We start from the raw sequence: 18,732 nt of genomic DNA on the forward strand, positions 1-18,732 counted from the left end.
GCACCGCAGCGGCCCCGATGCGCCCCGCCCGGCCGGGAACGTCCGACCGGGCGGGGCGTCACCGGTCGTCAGCGCACGGCGGGAACCCTCAGGACGGCCACCTCGCCGACGTTGCCGGCGACGTCGACCGCGCGGTAGCGCACCCCGTGTGCCTGGTCGTCCAGCGGCACCGGCCCGGTCCAGGTGGTCCACTCCCCACCGTCGAGCCGGTACTCGACCCGGGCGACCCCGGAGCCGGCGTCCCGGCCGGTGACCACCAGGGCGCGGTGGGCGAGCGTCGCCTCGGCGGTCGGCGCGACCCGGTCCACCTGCACCGACGTCGCCCAGGGCGCGCTCCAGAACAGGTTGACCCCCTGCGCCCGGTACTCCACCGTGTGCCGGCCCGCCGGCAGGGCCACCGGCTCCCGGTACGGGAACCAGCCTCCCCCGTCGATCTGGTACTCGACCAGCCGGATCAGCTCCCCGTGGGTCAGGGTGAGCGCCGCGTTGGCGCCGTACCAGCCGTCCGCGCCGGGATCGGTGATCCGCAGCCGGGGCTGCCCGCCCCGGTAGCGCAACGGCTCGACACCGCTCAGCGTGGGCACCACCGGCTTGATGGTGCCGTCGTCCGCGAAGTACAGCCGGTCGACGGTGGTCTCCCGGTGGGTGCCGTCGCCGCCCGGGATGGCGAACCTGTGGTACGCCACGTACCAGTCGTCGGTGCCCGGAACCTGGACGACCGAGTGGTGACCGGTGCCGAGGATGCCCTGGGCCGGGTCCTTGGTGAGGATCTCACCCTTGCTGGTGAACGGCCCGAGCGGGCTGCTGCCGATGCCGTAGCCGACCCGGTAGTTCTCACTGCCGGTGTCGTCGATCGACCAGGACAGGTAGTAGACGCCCTGTCGCTTGTGCAGGAACAGGCCCTCGCGGAAGCCGGTGAGCCCGGTCAGCCGGACCCGCCTGCCGACGTCGTACGAGATCATGTCGGCGTTCAGCGGGACCACGTACGGGGTGCCGTTGCCCCAGTAGAGGTAGCTCTGCCCGTCGTCGTCGGTGAAGACCGCCGGGTCGATCTGCTGGGCGTTGCCGTAGTCGGCCTTGCTCACCAGGGGTTTGCCGAGCGGGTCGACGAACGGCCCGAGCGGCGAGTCGGCCACCGCGACACCGATGTTCTGCTGCGCCGAGAAGTAGAGGTAGTACTTCCCGTTCTTCTCGATCGCCGCCGGCGCCCAGGCGTTGGTGTCCGCCCAGCTGATGTCCGGCCCGAGGTCGAGGATGGTGTCGTGGGCGGTCCAGTCGACCAGGTTCCGGCTGGACCAGACGGTGAACGTCGAGCTGCCCCAGCCGGGGAAGCCGTCGGTGGTGGCGTAGATGTAGTAGGTGTCGCCGAACCGGACGATGTTCGGGTCGGCGTTGAAGCCGGGAAGCACCGGGGTGTTCATCGGCACCGCCCGGACCGTCCAGGCCCGGCTGGCCCCGGCGGCGCTGGTGACGGTGACCGTCACCGGCCGGGTGTAGTTGCGCGGCCCGGTGGGCTTGACCGTGGAGGTCGGCGCGACCAGGTAGCGCGGGGCGAGGGTGGTCAGGTCGGTGCCCGGCCGGACCGGCAGGGTGATGGTGCCGGTGGCGGCGTCCACGATGGCCGGCACCTTGAGGCTGTCGAGTTCGACGGAGACCACGCTGGTGCCGTTGCTGCCCAGCGCGGCGACCTCGGCGTCGGTGAGCGCCCGGTTGTAGAGGGAGAAGTCGCGTACCCGGCCCTTGAGGTAACGGTCGCTGGCGTACTGGGAGCGGCCGAGGTAGTTGGCCGTGGTCCGGCCGCCGCCGATGTCGCCGGGCGCGACGGTCAGCCCGGTCTTCTCGGCGACGCGCACCCCGTCCAGGTAGATCCGCGCCGTGCCGGCCCGGTTCAGGGTGTACGTCAGGGTCCGCCACGAGCCCCGGGGCACCGCCCGGCCACCGGTGACGGTCTGCTCGCCGGTCCAGTTGCCCAGGGTGATCGAGGTGCGGTAGTCGTTGCCGGTGGTGAACAGGTAACCGTTGCCGACGCCTGCGGAGTCGGTGTTGCCGAGCCCCCAGAGGAAGTACGGGGTGGCCTGGTCGGCGGCGATGTTGACGTCCACCGACACGGTGATCTCGTCCAGCCCGGCCATGATGTTGTCGGGCAGGTCGACGTGGCCGTTGGCGCCGCCGAGGGTGAGGCTGCCGTCGTCCCAGCGGGCGTCGCCGGCCAGCGTGGCGTGGTGGCCGTTGCCGGAGTCGTCGGTGACCGTGCTGCCGCCTGCCTGGTCGAGCCGGTAGTGGGCGACCACACCGTCGGCGTTGGCGCTCACCGGTGGCGGCGCGTCGGTGAGCGCGTCGAGTTCGGCGCGGGTGACCGGGATGACTGTGCCGTGGCGGGGGCTGGCCGGCAGCCGGTAGGAGGCGGGCACCTTCCAGTCGGGCTTCGCCAGGTCGTCGGTGCCCAGCGGGATGTAGCCCCGGCCGCCGTACTCGTCGACGAAGAGGTAGTACCGCGAGCCGGAGGTGTCGCCGGGGTTGGCCTTGAAGACGGTGGGGCCCTCGACGGCGGAGGTTCCGGCGTCGCGGCCGATGCACGAGTCGAGCATCGTCCAGGCGGGCCGGCCGGGCAGGTCGACGGCGGTCAGCGAGGTCGATCGCTCCTGGATGATGTCGGAGCAGCCGGTGCCGCCGCCGCCCTCGTCCTTGGTGAACCGGTAGTAGGTGTCGCCCTCGCGGATCATCGTGGAGTCGATCCGCGACTCGCCCCGGTCCTGCCAGACCGTCGCCGGGCTGAACGTGACGAAGTCGCGGGTGGTCGCGGCGAGCATCCGGTTGTAGGTGTTGCCGGTGTGGTCGGGGTCGTTCTCGGCGAACAGCTTCGAGGCCCAGAACACCAGGTACTCACCGCGCGCCGCGTCCCAGTACGCCTCCGGCGCCCAGGTGTTGCCGGCGGTGGGTGGGGACACCTCGACGTGCCGCTGCGCGGACCAGTTGACCAGGTCGGTGGACTCCCACACCTCGAGGTAGCGGCTGCCCCGGCGCTGGGCGGCATCCCAGTCGCCGTTGCGCCCGATCGACAGGTCGGTGGCGATCAGGAAGAACCGGTCCCCCTCCGGGCTGCGGATCAGGAACGGGTCGCGCAGGCCCAGCGTGCCGTGGGTCGACTCCAGCTTCGGCTGGCCGCCGTTGACCTCGGTCCACTGCAGGGCGTTGTTGCCCCGGCTGGCGGCGAAGTAGATCTTCTCCCCGGCGATCGAGTTGCCGGTGAAGTAGCTGAACGCATAACCGGCGTACGGCGCGGGGGCCGGCAGCTCACGGACGGTCAGCGTGATGGTCCGCTCGGCGGTGGCGCTGCCGACGGTGACGGTGGCGGTCAGCGGGACCGTCGCGTCGCCCGCGCCGTGCGCCGGGCGACGCACCACGCCGTCGGCGGCGACCACCTCGGGCCGGGCCGAGTGCCAGGTGACTGTCGCGCCGTGCCGGCCGGTGGCGGGCATGGTCAGGTTGCCGCGTACGTCGTCGGCGTGCACCAGGGACAGCGCGGCGGCGGCCGTCTCGGCCCGGGTCTGGTCGGACTCCTCGGGTTGCGCGACCACCGCGACCTCGGCGGCGGTGAGGGCCCGGTCGTAGATCCTGAAGTTCGCCACCCGTCCCTTGAGGAACCGGTCGGTGCCGTAGTTCGACCGGCCGAGGTGGTTGGCGGTGGTGACGCCGTTGCCGACGGCGCTGGGCGGCACGGTGACGGCGGTGTTCCGGGCCACCTGCACGCCGTCGGCGTAGAGGGTGCCGGTGGTGCCGGTCTGGGTGTAGACGACCGACTTCCACACCCCCCGGGCCAGGTTGCCGCCGGTGCCGGTGACCTTCTCGCCGGACCAGTTGGTGGTGGTGATGCCGGCGCGGAACGCGTCGCCGCTGGCGAACAGGTAGCCGGTGCCGGCGGCGGAGGTGGCCGGGTTGCCCAGTCCCCAGAGGAAGTACGGGGTCTGCTGTGTCGGGTCGACGAGGACGTCGACCGCGACGGTGACCGACGACAGGCCGGCCAGGATGTTGTTCGGCAGCTTGACGTGGTCGTCGACACCGTCGAGCAGCAGCCCGTCCGGGCCGGTCCAGGTGCCGCCGCCGACCAGGGTGCCGTCGTTGCCGTGCCCGGAGGTGTCGGTGATCGTGGTGCCGGTGCGCTGGTCGAGGTCGTAGCGCAGCAACAGCCCGTCGGTGACGTCGGCGGCAGCCGCGTCGGCCCTTGTCGCCACGGCGGGGGTCAGTGCGGCGAGCAGGGTGAGCAGCGTGGCGGCGGCGAACGCCCGGGTGCGGGTGGTGCGGCGGGGGGTGGGGGTGGCGGGGTGGTGGTTCCGGGGAACTGCTGAGGGCATGGGGGGATCCTCGGCGTCATGTGAGCGTTAACAGGCTGGAATTGTCAACGCAACAAACAGACCCCGTCAAGGAGCCGTGGCCGGCCGATGCGCTGCGCTCACGCCCGCTCACCGCGCGGCGACCCGTGGGTACGCCCGACGCCGCCGGGCGACACGGGACCGACCCACCGCCCTACTTGATCCTGCGGGTGGACCGGACCACGACGTCCGCGTACTCCGGGTGCCGATCCAGCCAGTCACGCAGGAACGGGCAGATCGGCACCACCGTCCGCCCCCGGGACCGGGCGTCGTCCATCACCGCGCGGGCCAGGGTCGACCCGACCCCTCGCCCCTCGAAGGCCGGATCGACCTCGGTGTGCGTGTAGGCGATGATGGCACCGGTCAGCTGGTAGGTGACGACCCCGGCCAGCGCTGCGGTCTCGTCGCGCGCCTCGAACCGTTCCCGGTCCGGCGCGTCTGTCACGGTGAACTCCACCCGACCATCCAAACACGCCCGTGCGGGTACGACCCGCGAAGGCACCGCCGCCTACCGAACCGGGGTCAGGCCCGCAGCGTGTGGCTCGGCGGTTGGCCGTAGGCGGCGCGGTAGTCGGTGGCGAACCGCTTCGCGTCCGTGAACCCCCACCGGGCGGCGATCGCCGTGACCGTGTCACCGTTCGCCGGGTCACCGTCGAGCAGATCCTGGTGGGCCCGCTCCAGCCGGACCCGGCGGGCGTACCGGGCGGGGGTGGTGTCCTGGTAGCGGCGGAACGCGTACTGCAACCCCCGGGCGGACACCCCGGCTGCCCCGGCCAGCTCCACCAGCGACACGTACCGGTCGATGTGCGCGTCCACGTAGTCCATCGCCCGGCGTACGACGGCGGGCGAGAGGTTGGCCGGGGCACGCTGCCGAGGGACGGTGGTGGCGCACGGGAAGACCGCCAGTGCCGCCGTCGCCAGCATGTGCCGGACCTGCCCGACGATCAGCGGATTGGCGATCAGGTCGGCATCGGCCAGCACCACCTGCTGCACGTACGCCAGCGTCCCCAGCCAGTGCCGTTCCAGGCCGGTCGACCTCGGTCGGATGCCCTCGAAACGCACCACCGGGTCGCCGCCCTCCCCGCCGCGGGCGACCTCGTCGAGCAACGTCGTGGGGAGCCCGACGGTGAACGACTCCAGGGCATCGCATTCCAGCTCGAGCGTGACGTCGGCGGGTATTAGCGCCACATGGCCGGGTGTCACCCGGTAGCTGTCCCGGCTGTCGGCGACGACGAGTCGTCCGGCTCGCACCTGAATGATGTTGACGAGGTCACGCGCGACGCCGGCCACCCGGATACCGGCCGAGTACCGCAGGCCGGTCAACGCGACGTCGCCGAGCGCGAGGCCCATGCCCTGCAGCTCCACCCCCTCGGGCCCGACGGATTCGTGCAGGACGGAGATGTCGGCGAAGGTGGCCCGGAAGAAGGCGCGCACCTCGTCGACATCAGTCAACGTGAACCGCTGCCAGGGCGGCGTCTTCACCCCGGCCTCGGGATCGGCGTCCACGGCTGGTCGCACCGTCGGCCGCCGGGTCATCGGCGGCCGATAGCCCGCCATCCATACCCTCCCGCTGCCACGCCCTCCGGCTGAGCGCCGACCGGCGGAAATCCAATAAAGCCGCACTATAGGCGAAATCAACGATGCGTGAAGCGCCACGCCCGACCGGGCAAACCTCCTGACCGCAGGATTCTCTATACGCGCAGCAAGGTAGTGAAAGGCGAAAATTGAACCACGCCCAGCAGCGCCGAAACGATTATCTACGCGCAGAGTCGAAGGGTTGCCGAAAACGAAGACGTGGGTCGAAATTGCCACTGCCCACCTTCCCCGGACCTCGGTCCCACCGCGCGAACAACCTCGAAGGCGGCCTCCAGCAGCACCTGTGCCGTCACGTGAGGTCGCCCGACGAACGCCGGAAACCCTTTACCCGCAGGCCATCCGCAGGCAGTCGCACGGCACGACCTGCCGGGCGGGGTGCCCGCACGGGCACCGGCCCGGGACGGCACCGCACGTTTCCCGCGCAACGACCGACGCCAACAGCGTGACCAGCCGGGCGTCGACGCGTTTATCCCGACGGCGGTCGCCTCCGCCCGGCCACCCGGGCCAGCAGTAGACATATGCCGACGTAAGCTACTATCCAGGTAAATCGCCCATTTGATCTTCCCCGCAGGTCATCCTGGGCAGACACCTACCGAAGCAAGGAACTGACATGGAACGCAGCGAAATCGACGGCACCCGGACAACACCGCACGCCCCGGGCTACCAGCCCCCGACAGTCACCCGGCTGGGCACCCTCGCCGAACTCACCCGGGGTGGCACCGTCGGCCCGGACGACGGGCTGGGCGGTAACGGCGACGCCTCGCTCGGCTGAGCCGTGCGGGGAGCCGGGGTACCGATGCTGTCCCTCGTCCGGGCTACCCGGCGGTTCGGTCGACGCACCGTCTTCGCCGGCCTCGACCTCGACGTCGCGGCCGGCGAGCGGGTGCTCCTGGCCGGGCCCAACGGAGCCGGCAAGACCACCCTGCTGCGGTGTCTGTCCGGCACGCTCGCACTGAGTGCCGGACGGGCCGCCGTGGCCGGTCATCCGGTCGGCTCGCCGGGCGCCAGGCGCGCGACGGGGGTGTGCCTGGCACCGGAACAGGGGCTCTACGACCGGCTCACGGCACGCCAGAACATCACGCTCGTCGCCCGCCTCCGGCTGCCCCGGCGGGCCGTCCGCGCCGCCGTCACCGGGATCGAGGAGGAGTTCGGCGTCACCCGCTACGCCGAAGTGCCGGCCGGCCGCTGCTCGGCCGGCATGCGGGCCCGGGTCAGCATCGCCCGGTCACTCGTCGGCGCACCCGCGCTGCTGCTGCTCGACGAGCCGGGGCGTTCCCTCGACGACCAGGGTCGGCGGTTGCTCTGGCAGGCTCTCGACCGACGGGCGGAGCTGACCTGTGTCGTCGCCTCCCACCACCCCGACGACGGGAGCCGGTGCCCCCGGAAGCTCACCCTGGCAGCGGTCGGATGACGCCGCTGACCGGCCCACAGGTCCGCCCCCGTTCGGCTCCGGCCGCCCCCGGTCCGGCTCCCCGGCCCGGAGCAGGGGCGGCCGGTCGGGTCGGGCTCGCGCTGGCGGGCGGTCGGGCCGTACTCGCCCTGATCCGGCGGGACCTCGGCGACCGACAGTTGCTCCGGCTGCCGCTGCTGTTGGATCTCGTGTTCGGGGTGGTGAACCTGCTGGTCTTCCTGTTCATCTCCCGGGTGCTGACCCCTCCGGGGGCGGCCCATCCGCTGGGCGCGACGACCTACTTCGACTTCGTCGCGGTCGGCATCGTCTTCATGCTCGTCCTCCAGGCCGCGACCACGCAGTTGACCTCCCGGGTGACCCGGGAGCAGCGCGGGGGCACGCTGGAGCTGCTGGTCGCCCAGCCGGTGCCGGCGTCCGCCCTCGCGGTCGGCACGGCGGCGTACCCGTTCCTGCTGGCGCTGCTGCGGGCCGGGGTCTACCTGCTCCTGCTGCACGCGCTGTTCGGCCTGCACACCGGGCGGGCCGACTGGTGGGGCGTCGTCGCGGTCCTGGTGGCCGGCAGCGCGGCGATGATGGGGATCGGCATCGGGCTCGCCGGGTTCGCCGTCGCCGCCGGGCACGGCGAAGCCGCCGCCCGACTGCTGGTCGTCGGGGTGTCCTTTGTGTCCGGGACGTACTTCCCGGTGACCGCGCTCCCCGGTGACCTACCGGCGCTGACCGCCGTGCTGCCCAGCCGGATCGCGCTGGACGGTTTGCGCGCCGCGTTGTCCGGCGGCGCCTGGGCCGGCTCCGCACTCACCCTGCTGGCCGCCACCGTGCTGTTGTTACCCCTGTCGACCTGGGTCTTCGGGCGCGCGCTGCGGATCGCCGCCGCCCGGGGAACCCTCACCCGTGATTGAGGTGCCAATGCTCCGCCCGACCCCGTTCGACATCGCGTCCGGCACCGTGCTGGGCGTGGGGCCGCCCACGCTGCGGGTCGTCCCCCCGGTCGCCCCGGACCCGCTCGCCGCGTTGGAACGGGCGGTGCTGCCCGCGCTGAGCCGACCGCCGTGCCTGGTGAGCTTCTCCGGCGGGCTGGACTCGTCGCTGGTGCTCGCCGTGGCCGTCCGGGTGGCCCGGTGGGAGGGCCTACCCGACCCGGTCCCGGTCACCTGGCGGTTCACCGGCGCACCCCGGGCCGACGAGTCGTCCTGGCAGGACCGGGTCGTCGCGGCGCTCGGCGTCGGGGCCTCGTGGGAGATCCTGCGGGCCGACCACGACCTGGACCTGGTCGGCCCGGTCGCCGGCCGTTTCCTCCACCGGTACGGGGTGCGGCATCCGGTGAACCTGCACCTGCACCTGCCGCTGCTGGAGCTGGCCGGCGGCGGAAGCCTGCTCACCGGACTCGGCGGGGACCAGGTGCTGTCCGGGTGGCGTCGTCCGCCACCCCGGTCGACCCGGGCCCGCCTGGGCCGGGTCCGGGTCCTCGCCCGTGAGCTGTCGCGCCGGCACCGGCCGAGGCGGCTGTTCCCGTGGCTGCCGGCGGAGACAGCCCGGCAGGTCGACCGCGCGCTGCGGGCGGAGCAGCGGGCCGAGCCGCGCCGGCTCGGACCCCGCGTCGCGTGGCACCTCCGCCGCCGCGACCTGGTGATCACCCGTTCGGCGTTCACCGCCGTCGCCGAGGACCACGACGTCACCCCGGTCCACCCGCTGCTCGACCACGCCTTCCTGGACGCGCTCACCGCGCTGGCCGGGCCACGGCACCGCACCTCCCGGGACGGTCTGCTCGCCGAGATCGTCGGCGACGCCCTGCCGCCCGAGGTCACCGCGCCCCGCCGCAAGGCCCACTTCCGCGACGTCTTCCTGCGTACCCCGACCCGGGAGTTCGTCCGTTCCTGGGACGGCACCGGCGCGGACCCGGAACTGGTCGACGTGGTCGCGCTGCGCGACACCTGGTCCCGCTGGCCGATCCCCGGCGGCACCGCCGCCCTGGTCCAGCAGCTCTGGCTCGCGACCGCACCGGCCCCGGCCCCCCGCTTCCCGCCACGGGCCACGCCGGTCCGACCGCTACCGCCGGCCGGAGGGCGACGCGCCGGAGCCGACGCGGAGGTGACCGGGTGAGCCGGCCGGAGACCGTGCACCGGGTGGACCCGAGCCGGGTGGCCTGGCGGCGGGCCGGCGACGAGGTGGTCGTGCTGGACACCGAGCGCTCGGTCTACTTCGGACTGGACCGCTGCGGGGCGTTGCTGTGGCAGCGTCTGGTCGACGGCGCGACCCAGCGGGAACTGGTGACCGTGCTGGTGGACGACGTCGCCGTGGACCGGGACCGGGCGAGCGCCGACGTCGCGGCCTTCCTCGACGACCTGCGCCGACACGGACTGCTACCGAGGCCGTGACCGCCGTCGCGGACGCTCGCCCGCCAGGCCGTTGACCGACGTCAGGACCGCTCGCCCAACCAGGCCGGCGGGGTGGGCCGGCGAAGGATCTCCACCATGGCCTCCCGCTCGGCGTCGGTGTCGCCGTCGAGCCAGGCGTGGGCGTGGAAACCGGTGCTCGGGGCGGTCACCCCGATCACGATCGTCCGGGCGACCAGCTGACCGCCGTACCACCGTTGCAGCACCAGGGAGCGTTCCAGACAGTTGGCCCCCGTCCGGCGCAGCACGCCGAACACCACCGCGCGGTGGGCGGCGGCGTCGGACGGTGGGGCCGGCAGCCGGAGGTCGGTCATGCCGTGCCGGGCGAGCTGCCGACGGACCTGACGCACCGCCCGGCCCGCCCAGAGGGCCGTCCGGGCCGCCGGCAGGCCGCCACGGCGCAGCGCCCGCACCAGGGCGCGCGGAATCGACCGGTGACTGTCAGCCATGGCGGGAGCGCCGCGCCAACCGGGTCGCGGTCCGCAGTTCCCGCACCGCCGTCGGCAGGCTGGCGACCTGCCGGGCGAAACGCAGCAGGTAGGCGGCCGACAGGCCCACCGGGCCGCGTCGGGCCAGCCGGCTGCCGTGCCGCATCGCGGTGGGTGGTGGCAGGAGGTACGGCACCAGGTGCCGCCACCGGTCCCGTCCGGTGGGCAGCTCGGCGAGCCGGGCCAGCACGTACGCGGGGCCGGAGACCCGGCGCACGGCGGCCCACTGCGTCCGGCTCGTCTGCCGGGGCAGGCCGAGGCGGTCCGCCAGCTCCGCGCCGCCCGGAGCCAGGCGCAGCCCGAAGCCGAACGCCGGCACCGCGCCGGTCTGTCTGGCGAGCACGGTGGCCGCCCGCCACACCTCGACCGGGAAGACCACCAACGCACGCTGCAGATCGGCGTACGGCCGGTCGGAGCGACCGGGCATCGCGGCGTGCACCGCGACCAGCAGGGCGGTGGCGGCCACGTCGGGTACGGCGACCGTGCCGCCGGCCAACGGCAGCCGCTGCGCCGACGCCGACAGCAGGGTCCAGAACGCCTGCGGGTCGGCCACCCCGTGAAAGCCCCGGTGCAGGTCGACGACGAGCGGTGCCGGGCCGGGCGCGTACCAGGGGCGCTCATACCAGAGCAGCCGGGGATCGGGGCGGCCCGGCGGCAACGCGCTGCGGAAGCCCGACCCGGCGAGAAGCGCTTCGGCGCGGTCGAAGTCGTCCGGCGCGACCAGCAGGTCGACGTCGGAATAGACCCGGCGTCCCTCGGTGCCGAGACGGCGGGCCAGCCCGGCCCCCTTGAGCAGGATGGCCGGTATCCCCTGGTCGGCCAGCCGGGCGCAGGTCGCCACGGCGGTCGCGTCGAGGGCGAGGTGCCGGACGGCCGCGCCGGTGGCCTGCGATGCGGTCATCAGGACGCCGCCACGGCCCGCGCGGCGGTCAGGGTCCGCTCGACCAGCCGCAGGGTCGGCCCGAGCGCGGCCCAGTCACGCGGCCGGGTGAGGTCCCACGCCGGCAGGGCGGCGAGGCCCAGCAGGGCGGCCGGGTCGGTGGGCAACCGGTGCCAGGACCGGCAGCCGGCGAGCCGGGCCAGCAGCTCGGCCGGGGGCACCGGGGTCGTCGTCGGCGTCCGGCCCCAGCCGAGGAAGAGCCAGCCACCCAGCGGGGTCCGGTCGGCGATCGGCGGCAGGGCCACCCGCAGCCGCTCACCGGCCCGGACCGCCCGGGTGGACAGCGCCGGCCCCGGCACGGGTTCCCGCAGGTCGATGCAGCGCGGGCCGGCGTAGACCTCGGTCCGGTCGACCACCAGGATGTCGTCGGCGACCACCGGGACGTCCCGGGCGGCCAGGGCGGTGAGCAGGCTGCTCTTGCCGGCGGTACGCGGCCCGAGCACCGCCCAGGCCCGCCCGGCGTGGACGAACGCGCCACTGTGGAACGTCTCCCGGCCGGCCCACCGGTTGAAGACCGTCGCCACCGGGGCGAGGTAGGGGTGGGCGAGCACGTCGGGGGCGAGCGGCGGGCCGTGGAAGGTGGCGGTGCCCCGCCGCCGGTCCACCGCGAGGGTCCGCCCGTCGGCGAGGACCCGCACCCCGCCGTCGAGATCGATGGGGATCGGCGGTGGCGGCACGACGGTGGTCTGCCGGAGGCGTACCGCCGGACGATCCGGGTGGGCGCCCGCCGGGGGAAGCTCCTCGACCTCGTCCAACCCGTGCACGCACAGCCCGTAGACGGACCGCCCGGTCGCCCCCATCGCTCCCCCGTTCATGTCCTGGTCAACGACCGTCGTCGGCACGGCGGTGCGGGTGGCGGTCATGGTGACCCGCCACCCGCACCCCTGATGCGACAGTGCCTCAGCGCACGGTGCCGGTGATCAGGCTCAGCTTCTTCGACTCGGCCAACCGGCGGGCGTCGAGCGCCCGCTGCTTCGCCGACTTGGCCGCCGTGGCCTTCTTGGCCGTCTTGCCGGACCCGGCCACCGTGGGCACGGCACCGCCGCCGAGCGCGTCGACGTCGTACGCGATCCAGAAGGTCCCCGGCGTGTCGACGGCGAAGCTCAGCGCGATGTGCACCTCACCACCGGGCCGCAGCCCGCCGAGGTCGAGCGGGATCGTCAGGGTGGTGCCGAGCCCACCACCGGGCGGGCTGGTCGCCGGCGCGTCCATCGACAGGTTGCGCACCAGCAGCGTCTGACCGGTGCTGATGGTGATCGAGCTGGTCGCGTTGACCGGGTTGACCACCCGCATGTGGGAGTGGACGGCCGGCGACGACGCACCGGGCAGCGGCGCCCCGTTCTCCTGGCTCAGGCTGGTGATCCTGATCCGCGCCTGGGTGATCGGCGCGCTGGACCGGTTGGTGAGGGTGCGCCGGATGATCAGCGACCCCGGGGTGCCGTCGACCCGGACCCGGTTGGGCGGGCTGCCCTGGGCGACGACCGGGTCGAGCAGCGTCGACTGCACCGCGGCGTTCTGCTGGTAGGTGCCCAGGCTGTTCTGCGGCGACGGGGTGCCCAGTGCCGACGGCACCCCGTTGATCGGGCCGAAGACGGTGGCCACCAGCCGGAAGTCCGCCACGTTGTCGTTGGTGTCCTGGGGCACGCCGGCGACGCCGAGCCGGTTCCAGGCGTGCGGCACGAACGGCGGGCTGCCGAAGGCCGGCAGTGGGGTGCCCTCGGCGTAGCCGACCGTGGACCCGGCGGCATCGACGACGGTGTGCGCGCTGTCCGGGGCCAGCAGCCGCAGGCCGCCCTGGCCCAGGCCGGACACCACCAGGTCGGGCTGGATGTTGAACAGCGAGTAGCCGGGCGACGTGAACAGGAAGGCGTGACGGGGGGGCAGCGCGCGGGCGGAGCCCGGCACCAGGACCGTCCCGCCACCGGGGTACTCGATGCGGAACCCGGCGATCGGCAGGTCGAGACTGGTCGTGTTGATCACCGAGACGAACTGGTCTTTCAGCCCGTTGATGCCGGACTGGGCGAACTGGTTGATCAACACCTGGCCCGGCACGGCCGACACCTCGATGGCGACCTCGTTGGACACCGCCTCGGCCAGCGGGGAGACCCCGTCGTACTGGACCCGGAACGCGTTCAGCCCGAAGGCCGGCAGCTTCAGGTCGAACTCCGACCGGTTGAGCGCCACCGGGAACGTGCCGAGCCGCGTCTCGACGCCGTTGGGCTGTTGTTCGATCAGCGTCACGGTCCCGTCGGCCTGGCCCGGCCCGATGACGGCCGTGAAGTGCACCGAGGTGCCGAAGGTGGTGGCGGCGGTGGAGGCGGTCAGGGTGACCACGCTCTTGGGCTGCACCACCAGGCGGATCTGCTTGGTGGCGGTGACTCCGTTGGCGTCGGTGATCTGGACGGTGGCCGGGAAGGTGCCGACCGTGGTCGGCCGGCCGGAGATCAGGCCGGTCGCCGGGTCGAGGGTCAGCCCCGGCGGCAGGATGCCGTCGGCCATCCCCCAGGTGAACGGCGCGGTGCCACCGACCACGGTGAGCAGGTCGGAGTAGATCGCGTCGACCTCGGCCAGCGGGGGCGGCGGGAAGTTCAGGATGGGCGTCTTGTTGACGGTCATCACGATCAACCGGGTGCCGGAGCGGGCCGCCGCGTCGACCACCCGGATCACCACCGGGTACTGACCGGGGGCGGTCGGCACCCCGGAGATGCCGTTGGTGGTGGGGTTGAGGATCAACCCGGGTGGCAGCGTGCCGGAGGCCACCGACCAGATGAACGGCGGCACGCCGTGGGTGACGTTCAGGGTGGCGGTGTAGGCGACCCCGAGGGTGGCCTCGGTGGGCGCGTCGAACAGCAGGGTCGGCGACACGTTCGCGGTCACCGCCGACGACGGCGCGGACTCCGGGCCGGTGCCGGCGGCGGTCCGGGCCGCCACGGTGAAGGTGTACGTGGTGGTCGGGACCAGGCCGGTCACCGTGTTGGTGGTGGCCGGCCCGAAGGTCTGGGCGGCCTGCGGCACCCCGGCGACGTACGGGGTGATCCGGTAGCCGAGGATCGGCGAACCGCCGTCCGGGCCGGGGGTCCAGCTCAGCAGGGCCGAGGCGGTGTCTGCGGTGACCGCGATGATGGTCGGGGCACCCGGCAGGGCGAGCAGTTTCGCCGCCTTCGAGCGTGGGCTGGCCGGGCTGGTCCCGGCGACGTTCTTCGCCGCCACGGTGAAGGTGTAGCTGCCCTTCGCCGTCAGCCCGGAGACCTTCCGGCTGGTCGTCGAGGCGTCGAAGGAGACCGAGCGGGTCTTCTTCCCGTCCCGGTAGGCGGTCACCGCGTACCCGGTGATGGCGGTGTCCGGCGAGGCCGGCGCCTTCCAGCTGACCGTGGCCGTGGTGCGGAAGCGGGTGGCGGTGGGTGCGGCCGGGGCCGCCGGGGGTTTCGGCCGGGCCGCCACGGTGGTGGCCGGCGCGGCAGGAAGCGGGCGGTGGAGTGTGGACGCCGGGGGCGGGACGGACCGGCCGGGGTCACGCGCCGAGGCGGAGGTGGGTGCGGTGAGCAGGCCGACAAGCAGCAGCAGGGCGGCGACGAAGGCCGCCCGTGGGTGGAGTCGGTGCACTAGGGACATGAAGTGTTCTCCCTCTTCGGGGGGCGGTGGGCCACCACGGAGGAAGGGATGAGGCAGCCGTTCGGCTCTGGACCGCATGCCTGATGCCCCGTACCGCGAAGGTGACCGGCGGAAATCGACCCGCTCCCCGCCGTCGACGGGAAGTCGAATCTCGATCTGTTCCTACCAGTTTTCCCAGCTCAGAGGACATTGGAACGGCTGTCGATCCGGCCGTGGCGAGGGGCCGCGCGGGCTGCGTCGCCTACCTGACACTGTGCTGCTGCGCGTACCGGAACCATGGTTTCGCCTCCGGACCGGTGCCCGCGGCGACCGCCGGCCATCACGGACGGTGCCCGCCGACGGGTCGGCGGGCACCGGGGGGCGGTGGCACGGGTCAGCCGGAGCAGCACCCCCCGGCGGGTGCGGCATCGACGGTGACCAGGCTCAGCGGGGCGGCGAGCAGCCCGCCGGCGAGACCGGTGGCCAGGCCCCGCCCGGCCGGCTCGACGGTCGGGGCACCGCAGCAGTCGTCGCCGTCGACCGTGTCGGCGGGATTGCTGCTGCACACGCCCGTCTCGGGCAGGTCGAGCCGCACGTCGCGGGCGGCGGCCCAGTCCCCGGCGAGGGCGGCGACGACCGAGCGGACCTGTTCGTAGCCGGTGGCCATCAGGAACGTCGGGGCCCGGCCGTAGCTCTTCATCCCGACGGCGTAGTAGCCGGGCTCCGGGTGGGCGAGTTCGTCCACGCCGTGCGGGGGCACCGTCCCGCAGGAGTGCTCGTTGGGGTCGATCAGCGGGGCCAGGGCCCGGGTCGCACCCAGCACCGGGTCCAGGTCCAGCCGCAGTTCGGTGGCGATCGAGTGGTCGGGGCGGAAGCCGGTGGCGGCCACCACCCGGTCCACGGTGACCGTCTCCGCACTCCCGTCGGGGTGCCGCACCACCACTGTCATCCGCCCGTCGGCGGGGGTGAGGGCGTGCACGGAGAAGCCGGTGAGCAGCCGGATCCGGCCGGCATCGACGTGCGCGCGCAGGCGGGTGCCGAGGGCGCCCCGGGCCGGCAGCGCGTCGGCGTCACCGCCGCCGTAGGTACGCGCCGGGGAGGCGGACCGGATCGCCCAGGTCACCTCGGTGCCGGGTACGGTGGCGGCCAACTCGGCCAGGGACAGCAGGGTGTTGGCGGCGGAGTGCCCGGCCCCCACGACCAGGGTGTGTCGGCCGGCGAACCGGTCCCGATCCGGGCCGAGCACGTCGGGCAGCGCGTGTGCCACGACGTCGCCCGCCGCCCGCTCACCACGGGCGGGCAGGCCGGCCGCGCCGAGGACGTTCGGCGTGCCCCAGGTGCCGGCGGCGTCGATCACCGCGCGGGCCGCGATCTCCTCGCCGTCGGCGAGGCGGACCAGGAACGGGGTGGTGTCGCGGCCGGCGGTCCGCAGCCGGTCCAGTCCTCGTCGGCTGATCGCCTCGACCCGGGCGTGGTAACGCAGCCGGGGCCGGAGGCTCGGCAGCTCGGCCAGCGGGCAGAGGTAGTCGGCGACGAACTCCGCGCCGGTGGGCAGCGCCTCGGGGTCCGGGGCGACCCAGCCGGCGGCGTCGAGCAGTCGTCGGGCGGCGGGGTCGATGTCGTACCGCCAGGGGGAGAAGAGCCGGACGTGTCCCCACTGGCGGACCGCCGCGCCGGGGCCGTCGCCGGCTTCGAGGACGAGGCCGGGCAGGCCGCGCTCGTACAGGTGGGCGGCGGCGGCGAGGCCGACCGGGCCGGCACCGATCACCACGACCGGCAGACTGTCCATGGTGCTCATCAGGTGACTCCTCAGGCTGGTGGTGGTGTCAGTCGACGACGGGGCTGCGGCGTTCGAGCAGGACGACGTCACGCCACCGGCCGTGGTGCCGGCCCACCCGCTCGCGGACCCCGATCACCCGGAACCCGGCCTGCCGGTGCAGGACGAGGCTGGCGGTGTTCTCCGGGAAGATCCCGGACTGGATGGTCCAGACGCCGGCCGCCTCGGTCGAGGTGATCAGCGTGTCGAGCAGCAGCCGGGCCACCCCACGCCGTCGGACGGCGGGGTGGACGTAGACGGAGTGCTCCACCACCCCGGCGTAGACCGGGCGGGCCGAGGTCGGTGCGGCGGCGATCCACCCGACCACGATGTCGTCGCCGTCGACCGCGACGAAGCGGTGGTCGGGCAGCCGGGTGGCGTCGAAGTCCGCCCAGGCCGGCGCGGTGGTCTCGAAACTGGCGGCACCGGCGTCGAGGCCGGCCTGGTAGATCGCCAGCACCCGGTCGGCGTCGTCGGCGCGCATGCGGCGAAGGGTGACGTCGGCCATGAGCGGGCTCCGTTCGACCTCGGCGGGACCGCCCGTGACCAGGTCGGCGGCGGGCGGGAACCGGAGCGCCGCACGATGCGACGTCCGTCGGGTCAGACAGTTGCACGCTGATTAGATTAGTGTCAACCTAGAAGCATGTCTAAACAACCGGGGGCCCTCACCCCCGTCGACCTGGGCGCCGACGCACCGTGCTGCCCGCCCCTGGCGGAGCAGCGCCTGCCGGCCGGGACCGCCACCGCGCTCGCGCCGGCCTTCAAGGCCCTCGGAGACCCGGTGCGGTTGCAGCTGATGTCGATGATCGCCTCGGCCGAGGGCGGCGAGGTGTGCGTCTGCGACCTGACCCCGGCGTTCGACCTGACCGGCCCGACGATCTCGCACCACCTCCGGACGCTGCGCGAGGCCGGGCTGGTCGACGCCGAGCGGCGGGGCACCTGGGTCTACTACCGGGCCCGGCCGGCACTCCTGGGGCAGCTCGCCGCGCTGCTCACCGTCGCGCCGGCGAGCACCCGCCGGGAGTGCCCGTGAGCACCACCACCCACGACTCCCCCGCCGCTCCCGCCGTGGTCGGCCGGCTGTCCCGCCTCGACCGGCTCCTGCCGCTCTGGATCGGTCTGGCGATGCTCGTCGGCCTGCTCCTGGGCCGGTTGGTCCCCGGGCTGAACGCCGCCCTGGACGCGGTGACGATCGGCGGGATCTCGCTGCCCATCGCCCTCGGCCTGCTGATCATGATGTATCCGGTGCTGGCCAGGGTCCGCTACGACCGGCTCGACACCGTCGCCGGTGACCGGCGACTGCTGGTGTCGTCGCTGGTGCTCAACTGGCTCGTCGGCCCGGCGGTGATGTTCGCCCTCGCCTGGCTCTTCCTGGCCGACCAGCCCGCGTACCGGACCGGCCTGATCATCGTCGGCCTGGCCCGGTGCATCGCCATGGTGATCATCTGGAACGACCTCGCCGGCGGTGACCGGGAGGCCGCCGCCGTGCTGGTCGCCCTCAACTCGGTCTTCCAGATCCTCGCCTTCGGCCTGCTCGGCTGGTTCTACCTGACCGTGCTCCCGGACTGGTTGGGCCTGCCCGGCGCCGCGCTGGCCGTCTCCGGCTGGGACATCGCCGGCAACGTGCTGATCTTCCTGGGCATCCCGCTGGTCGCCGGCTACCTCACCCGCCGCCTCGGCGAACGCGCCAGGGGCCGCGACTGGTACGAGTCCCGGCTGCTGCCCCGGATCGGCCCGGCCGCCCTCTACGGGCTGCTGTTCACCATCGTGATCCTGTTCGCCCTCCAGGGCGACGCGATCACCGGCCAGCCCCTGGACGTCGCCCGGATAGCCCTGCCGCTACTTGTCTACTTCACGGTGCTGTGGGCCGGTGCCTACCTGCTCGGCCGGGCTCTCGGCCTCGGCTACCCGCGCACCACCACGCTGGCCTTCACCGCCGCCGGCAACAACTTCGAACTCGCCATCGCCGTCGCGATCGGCACCTTCGGCGTGACCTCCGGTCAGGCCCTCGCCGGGGTCGTCGGCCCCCTCATCGAGGTGCCCGTCCTGGTCGGCCTGGTCTACGTCTCCCGGTGGGCCCGCCGCCGGTTCTTCCCCGTCACCGTCGCCCGCCCCTGATCCGCCCGG

16 protein-coding genes are annotated in these 18,732 nt (G+C 73.5%); 7 read left to right on the top strand and 9 right to left on the bottom strand.

The features are described 5' to 3' along the window. Positions 1–68: 68 nt before the first annotated feature. The 3 genes from OHQ87_RS11875 to OHQ87_RS11885 form a co-directional block, all read right to left on the bottom strand. Positions 69–4,352 carry a family 43 glycosylhydrolase gene (locus OHQ87_RS11875; RefSeq protein ID WP_328347804.1) on the bottom strand — a complete coding sequence of 1,428 codons (4,284 nt, stop codon included), beginning with the start codon at positions 4,350–4,352 and terminating at the stop codon, positions 69–71. Positions 4,353–4,524: 172 nt separating this feature from the next. Then, positions 4,525–4,815: a GNAT family N-acetyltransferase gene (locus OHQ87_RS11880; RefSeq protein ID WP_328347806.1), complete on the bottom strand. Its 291-nt coding sequence runs from the start codon at positions 4,813–4,815 to the stop codon at positions 4,525–4,527. A gap of 77 nt (positions 4,816–4,892) precedes the next feature. Beyond that, positions 4,893–5,876 (bottom strand): AraC family transcriptional regulator, encoded by a 984-nt coding sequence (locus OHQ87_RS11885; protein ID WP_328347808.1) that lies wholly within the window; start codon positions 5,874–5,876, stop codon positions 4,893–4,895. Positions 5,877–6,576: 700 nt separating this feature from the next. Between OHQ87_RS11885 and OHQ87_RS11890 the strand changes: the two genes are divergently transcribed. Genes OHQ87_RS11890 through OHQ87_RS11910 form a run of 5 tightly spaced genes read left to right on the top strand, consistent with a single transcriptional unit; the run spans position 6,577 to position 9,752 of the window. Next, complete coding sequence (locus tag OHQ87_RS11890; RefSeq protein WP_328347810.1) at positions 6,577–6,738, top strand: lasso RiPP family leader peptide-containing protein; 162 nt, start codon at positions 6,577–6,579, stop codon at positions 6,736–6,738. A 24-nt stretch (positions 6,739–6,762) separates the two neighbouring features. Continuing rightward, the gene (locus tag OHQ87_RS11895; RefSeq protein WP_328347812.1) at positions 6,763–7,377 is read left to right on the top strand and encodes an ABC transporter ATP-binding protein; all 615 of its coding nucleotides are present in this window, start codon (positions 6,763–6,765) and stop codon (positions 7,375–7,377) included. Further along, entirely contained in the window at positions 7,374–8,276 is a 903-nt protein-coding gene (locus OHQ87_RS11900; RefSeq protein WP_328347814.1) for an ABC transporter permease, read from the top strand. The genes OHQ87_RS11895 and OHQ87_RS11900 overlap by 4 nt, the downstream gene beginning before the upstream one ends. Beyond that, entirely contained in the window at positions 8,269–9,477 is a 1,209-nt protein-coding gene (locus OHQ87_RS11905) for an asparagine synthase-related protein (RefSeq protein ID WP_328347815.1), read from the top strand. The genes OHQ87_RS11900 and OHQ87_RS11905 overlap by 8 nt, the downstream gene beginning before the upstream one ends. Continuing rightward, entirely contained in the window at positions 9,474–9,752 is a 279-nt protein-coding gene (locus OHQ87_RS11910) for a PqqD family protein (RefSeq protein ID WP_328347817.1), read from the top strand. Before OHQ87_RS11905 ends, OHQ87_RS11910 begins: the two co-directional genes overlap by 4 nt. 41 nt (positions 9,753–9,793) lie before the next feature. On the opposite strand, the gene OHQ87_RS11915 is transcribed toward OHQ87_RS11910, so the two are convergent. The 6 genes from OHQ87_RS11915 to OHQ87_RS11940 all read right to left on the bottom strand — a co-directional run bounded on the left by OHQ87_RS11915 (position 9,794) and on the right by OHQ87_RS11940 (position 17,113). After that, a complete protein-coding gene (locus OHQ87_RS11915) occupies positions 9,794–10,219 on the bottom strand; it encodes a lasso peptide biosynthesis B2 protein (RefSeq protein WP_328347819.1) in 426 nt (141 codons plus the stop codon). Beyond that, complete coding sequence (locus tag OHQ87_RS11920; protein WP_328347821.1) at positions 10,212–11,159, bottom strand: nucleotidyltransferase family protein; 948 nt, start codon at positions 11,157–11,159, stop codon at positions 10,212–10,214. Before OHQ87_RS11920 ends, OHQ87_RS11915 begins: the two co-directional genes overlap by 8 nt. After that, a complete protein-coding gene (locus OHQ87_RS11925) occupies positions 11,159–12,061 on the bottom strand; it encodes a hypothetical protein (RefSeq protein ID WP_328347823.1) in 903 nt (300 codons plus the stop codon). The genes OHQ87_RS11920 and OHQ87_RS11925 overlap by 1 nt, the downstream gene beginning before the upstream one ends. A 37-nt stretch (positions 12,062–12,098) precedes the next feature. Continuing rightward, the gene (locus tag OHQ87_RS11930) at positions 12,099–14,810 is read right to left on the bottom strand and encodes a fibronectin type III domain-containing protein (protein WP_328347825.1); all 2,712 of its coding nucleotides are present in this window, start codon (positions 14,808–14,810) and stop codon (positions 12,099–12,101) included. A gap of 373 nt (positions 14,811–15,183) precedes the next feature. Beyond that, positions 15,184–16,587, bottom strand: coding sequence for an FAD-dependent oxidoreductase (locus OHQ87_RS11935; RefSeq protein ID WP_328347827.1), 1,404 nt, complete (start codon positions 16,585–16,587; stop codon positions 15,184–15,186). A 28-nt stretch (positions 16,588–16,615) separates the two neighbouring features. Further along, positions 16,616–17,113: a GNAT family N-acetyltransferase gene (locus OHQ87_RS11940; protein WP_328347829.1), complete on the bottom strand. Its 498-nt coding sequence runs from the start codon at positions 17,111–17,113 to the stop codon at positions 16,616–16,618. Between the two features lie 135 nt (positions 17,114–17,248). Here OHQ87_RS11940 and OHQ87_RS11945 point away from each other — a divergent pair, with 135 nt between their 5' ends. Together OHQ87_RS11945 and arsB are read left to right on the top strand one after the other, a co-directional pair. Further along, positions 17,249–17,638: an ArsR/SmtB family transcription factor gene (locus OHQ87_RS11945; RefSeq protein ID WP_328347831.1), complete on the top strand. Its 390-nt coding sequence runs from the start codon at positions 17,249–17,251 to the stop codon at positions 17,636–17,638. After that, positions 17,635–18,723 (top strand): ACR3 family arsenite efflux transporter, encoded by a 1,089-nt coding sequence (gene arsB, locus OHQ87_RS11950; RefSeq protein WP_328347832.1) that lies wholly within the window; start codon positions 17,635–17,637, stop codon positions 18,721–18,723. Before OHQ87_RS11945 ends, arsB begins: the two co-directional genes overlap by 4 nt. Positions 18,724–18,732: the final 9 nt, after the last annotated feature.

This window comes from Micromonospora sp. NBC_00421 (assembly GCF_036017915.1).
GTDB lineage: Bacteria > Actinomycetota > Actinomycetes > Mycobacteriales > Micromonosporaceae > Micromonospora.

What these genes read in the sequence shown, in the direction of transcription:
- OHQ87_RS11875 (WP_328347804.1), bottom strand. Translation starts at nt 4,352, where the DNA reads ATGCCCTCAGCAGTTCCCCGGAACCACCACCCCGCCACCCCCACCCCC.
- OHQ87_RS11930 (WP_328347825.1), bottom strand. Translation starts at nt 14,810, where the DNA reads ATGTCCCTAGTGCACCGACTCCACCCACGGGCGGCCTTCGTCGCCGCC.
- OHQ87_RS11940 (WP_328347829.1), bottom strand. Translation starts at nt 17,113, where the DNA reads ATGGCCGACGTCACCCTTCGCCGCATGCGCGCCGACGACGCCGACCGG.
- OHQ87_RS11925 (WP_328347823.1), bottom strand. Translation starts at nt 12,061, where the DNA reads ATGACCGCCACCCGCACCGCCGTGCCGACGACGGTCGTTGACCAGGAC.
- OHQ87_RS11895 (WP_328347812.1), top strand. Translation starts at nt 6,763, where the DNA reads ATGCTGTCCCTCGTCCGGGCTACCCGGCGGTTCGGTCGACGCACCGTC.
- OHQ87_RS11935 (WP_328347827.1), bottom strand. Translation starts at nt 16,587, where the DNA reads ATGAGCACCATGGACAGTCTGCCGGTCGTGGTGATCGGTGCCGGCCCG.
- OHQ87_RS11915 (WP_328347819.1), bottom strand. Translation starts at nt 10,219, where the DNA reads ATGGCTGACAGTCACCGGTCGATTCCGCGCGCCCTGGTGCGGGCGCTG.
- OHQ87_RS11890 (WP_328347810.1), top strand. Translation starts at nt 6,577, where the DNA reads ATGGAACGCAGCGAAATCGACGGCACCCGGACAACACCGCACGCCCCG.
- OHQ87_RS11945 (WP_328347831.1), top strand. Translation starts at nt 17,249, where the DNA reads ATGTCTAAACAACCGGGGGCCCTCACCCCCGTCGACCTGGGCGCCGAC.
- OHQ87_RS11920 (WP_328347821.1), bottom strand. Translation starts at nt 11,159, where the DNA reads ATGACCGCATCGCAGGCCACCGGCGCGGCCGTCCGGCACCTCGCCCTC.
- OHQ87_RS11900 (WP_328347814.1), top strand. Translation starts at nt 7,374, where the DNA reads ATGACGCCGCTGACCGGCCCACAGGTCCGCCCCCGTTCGGCTCCGGCC.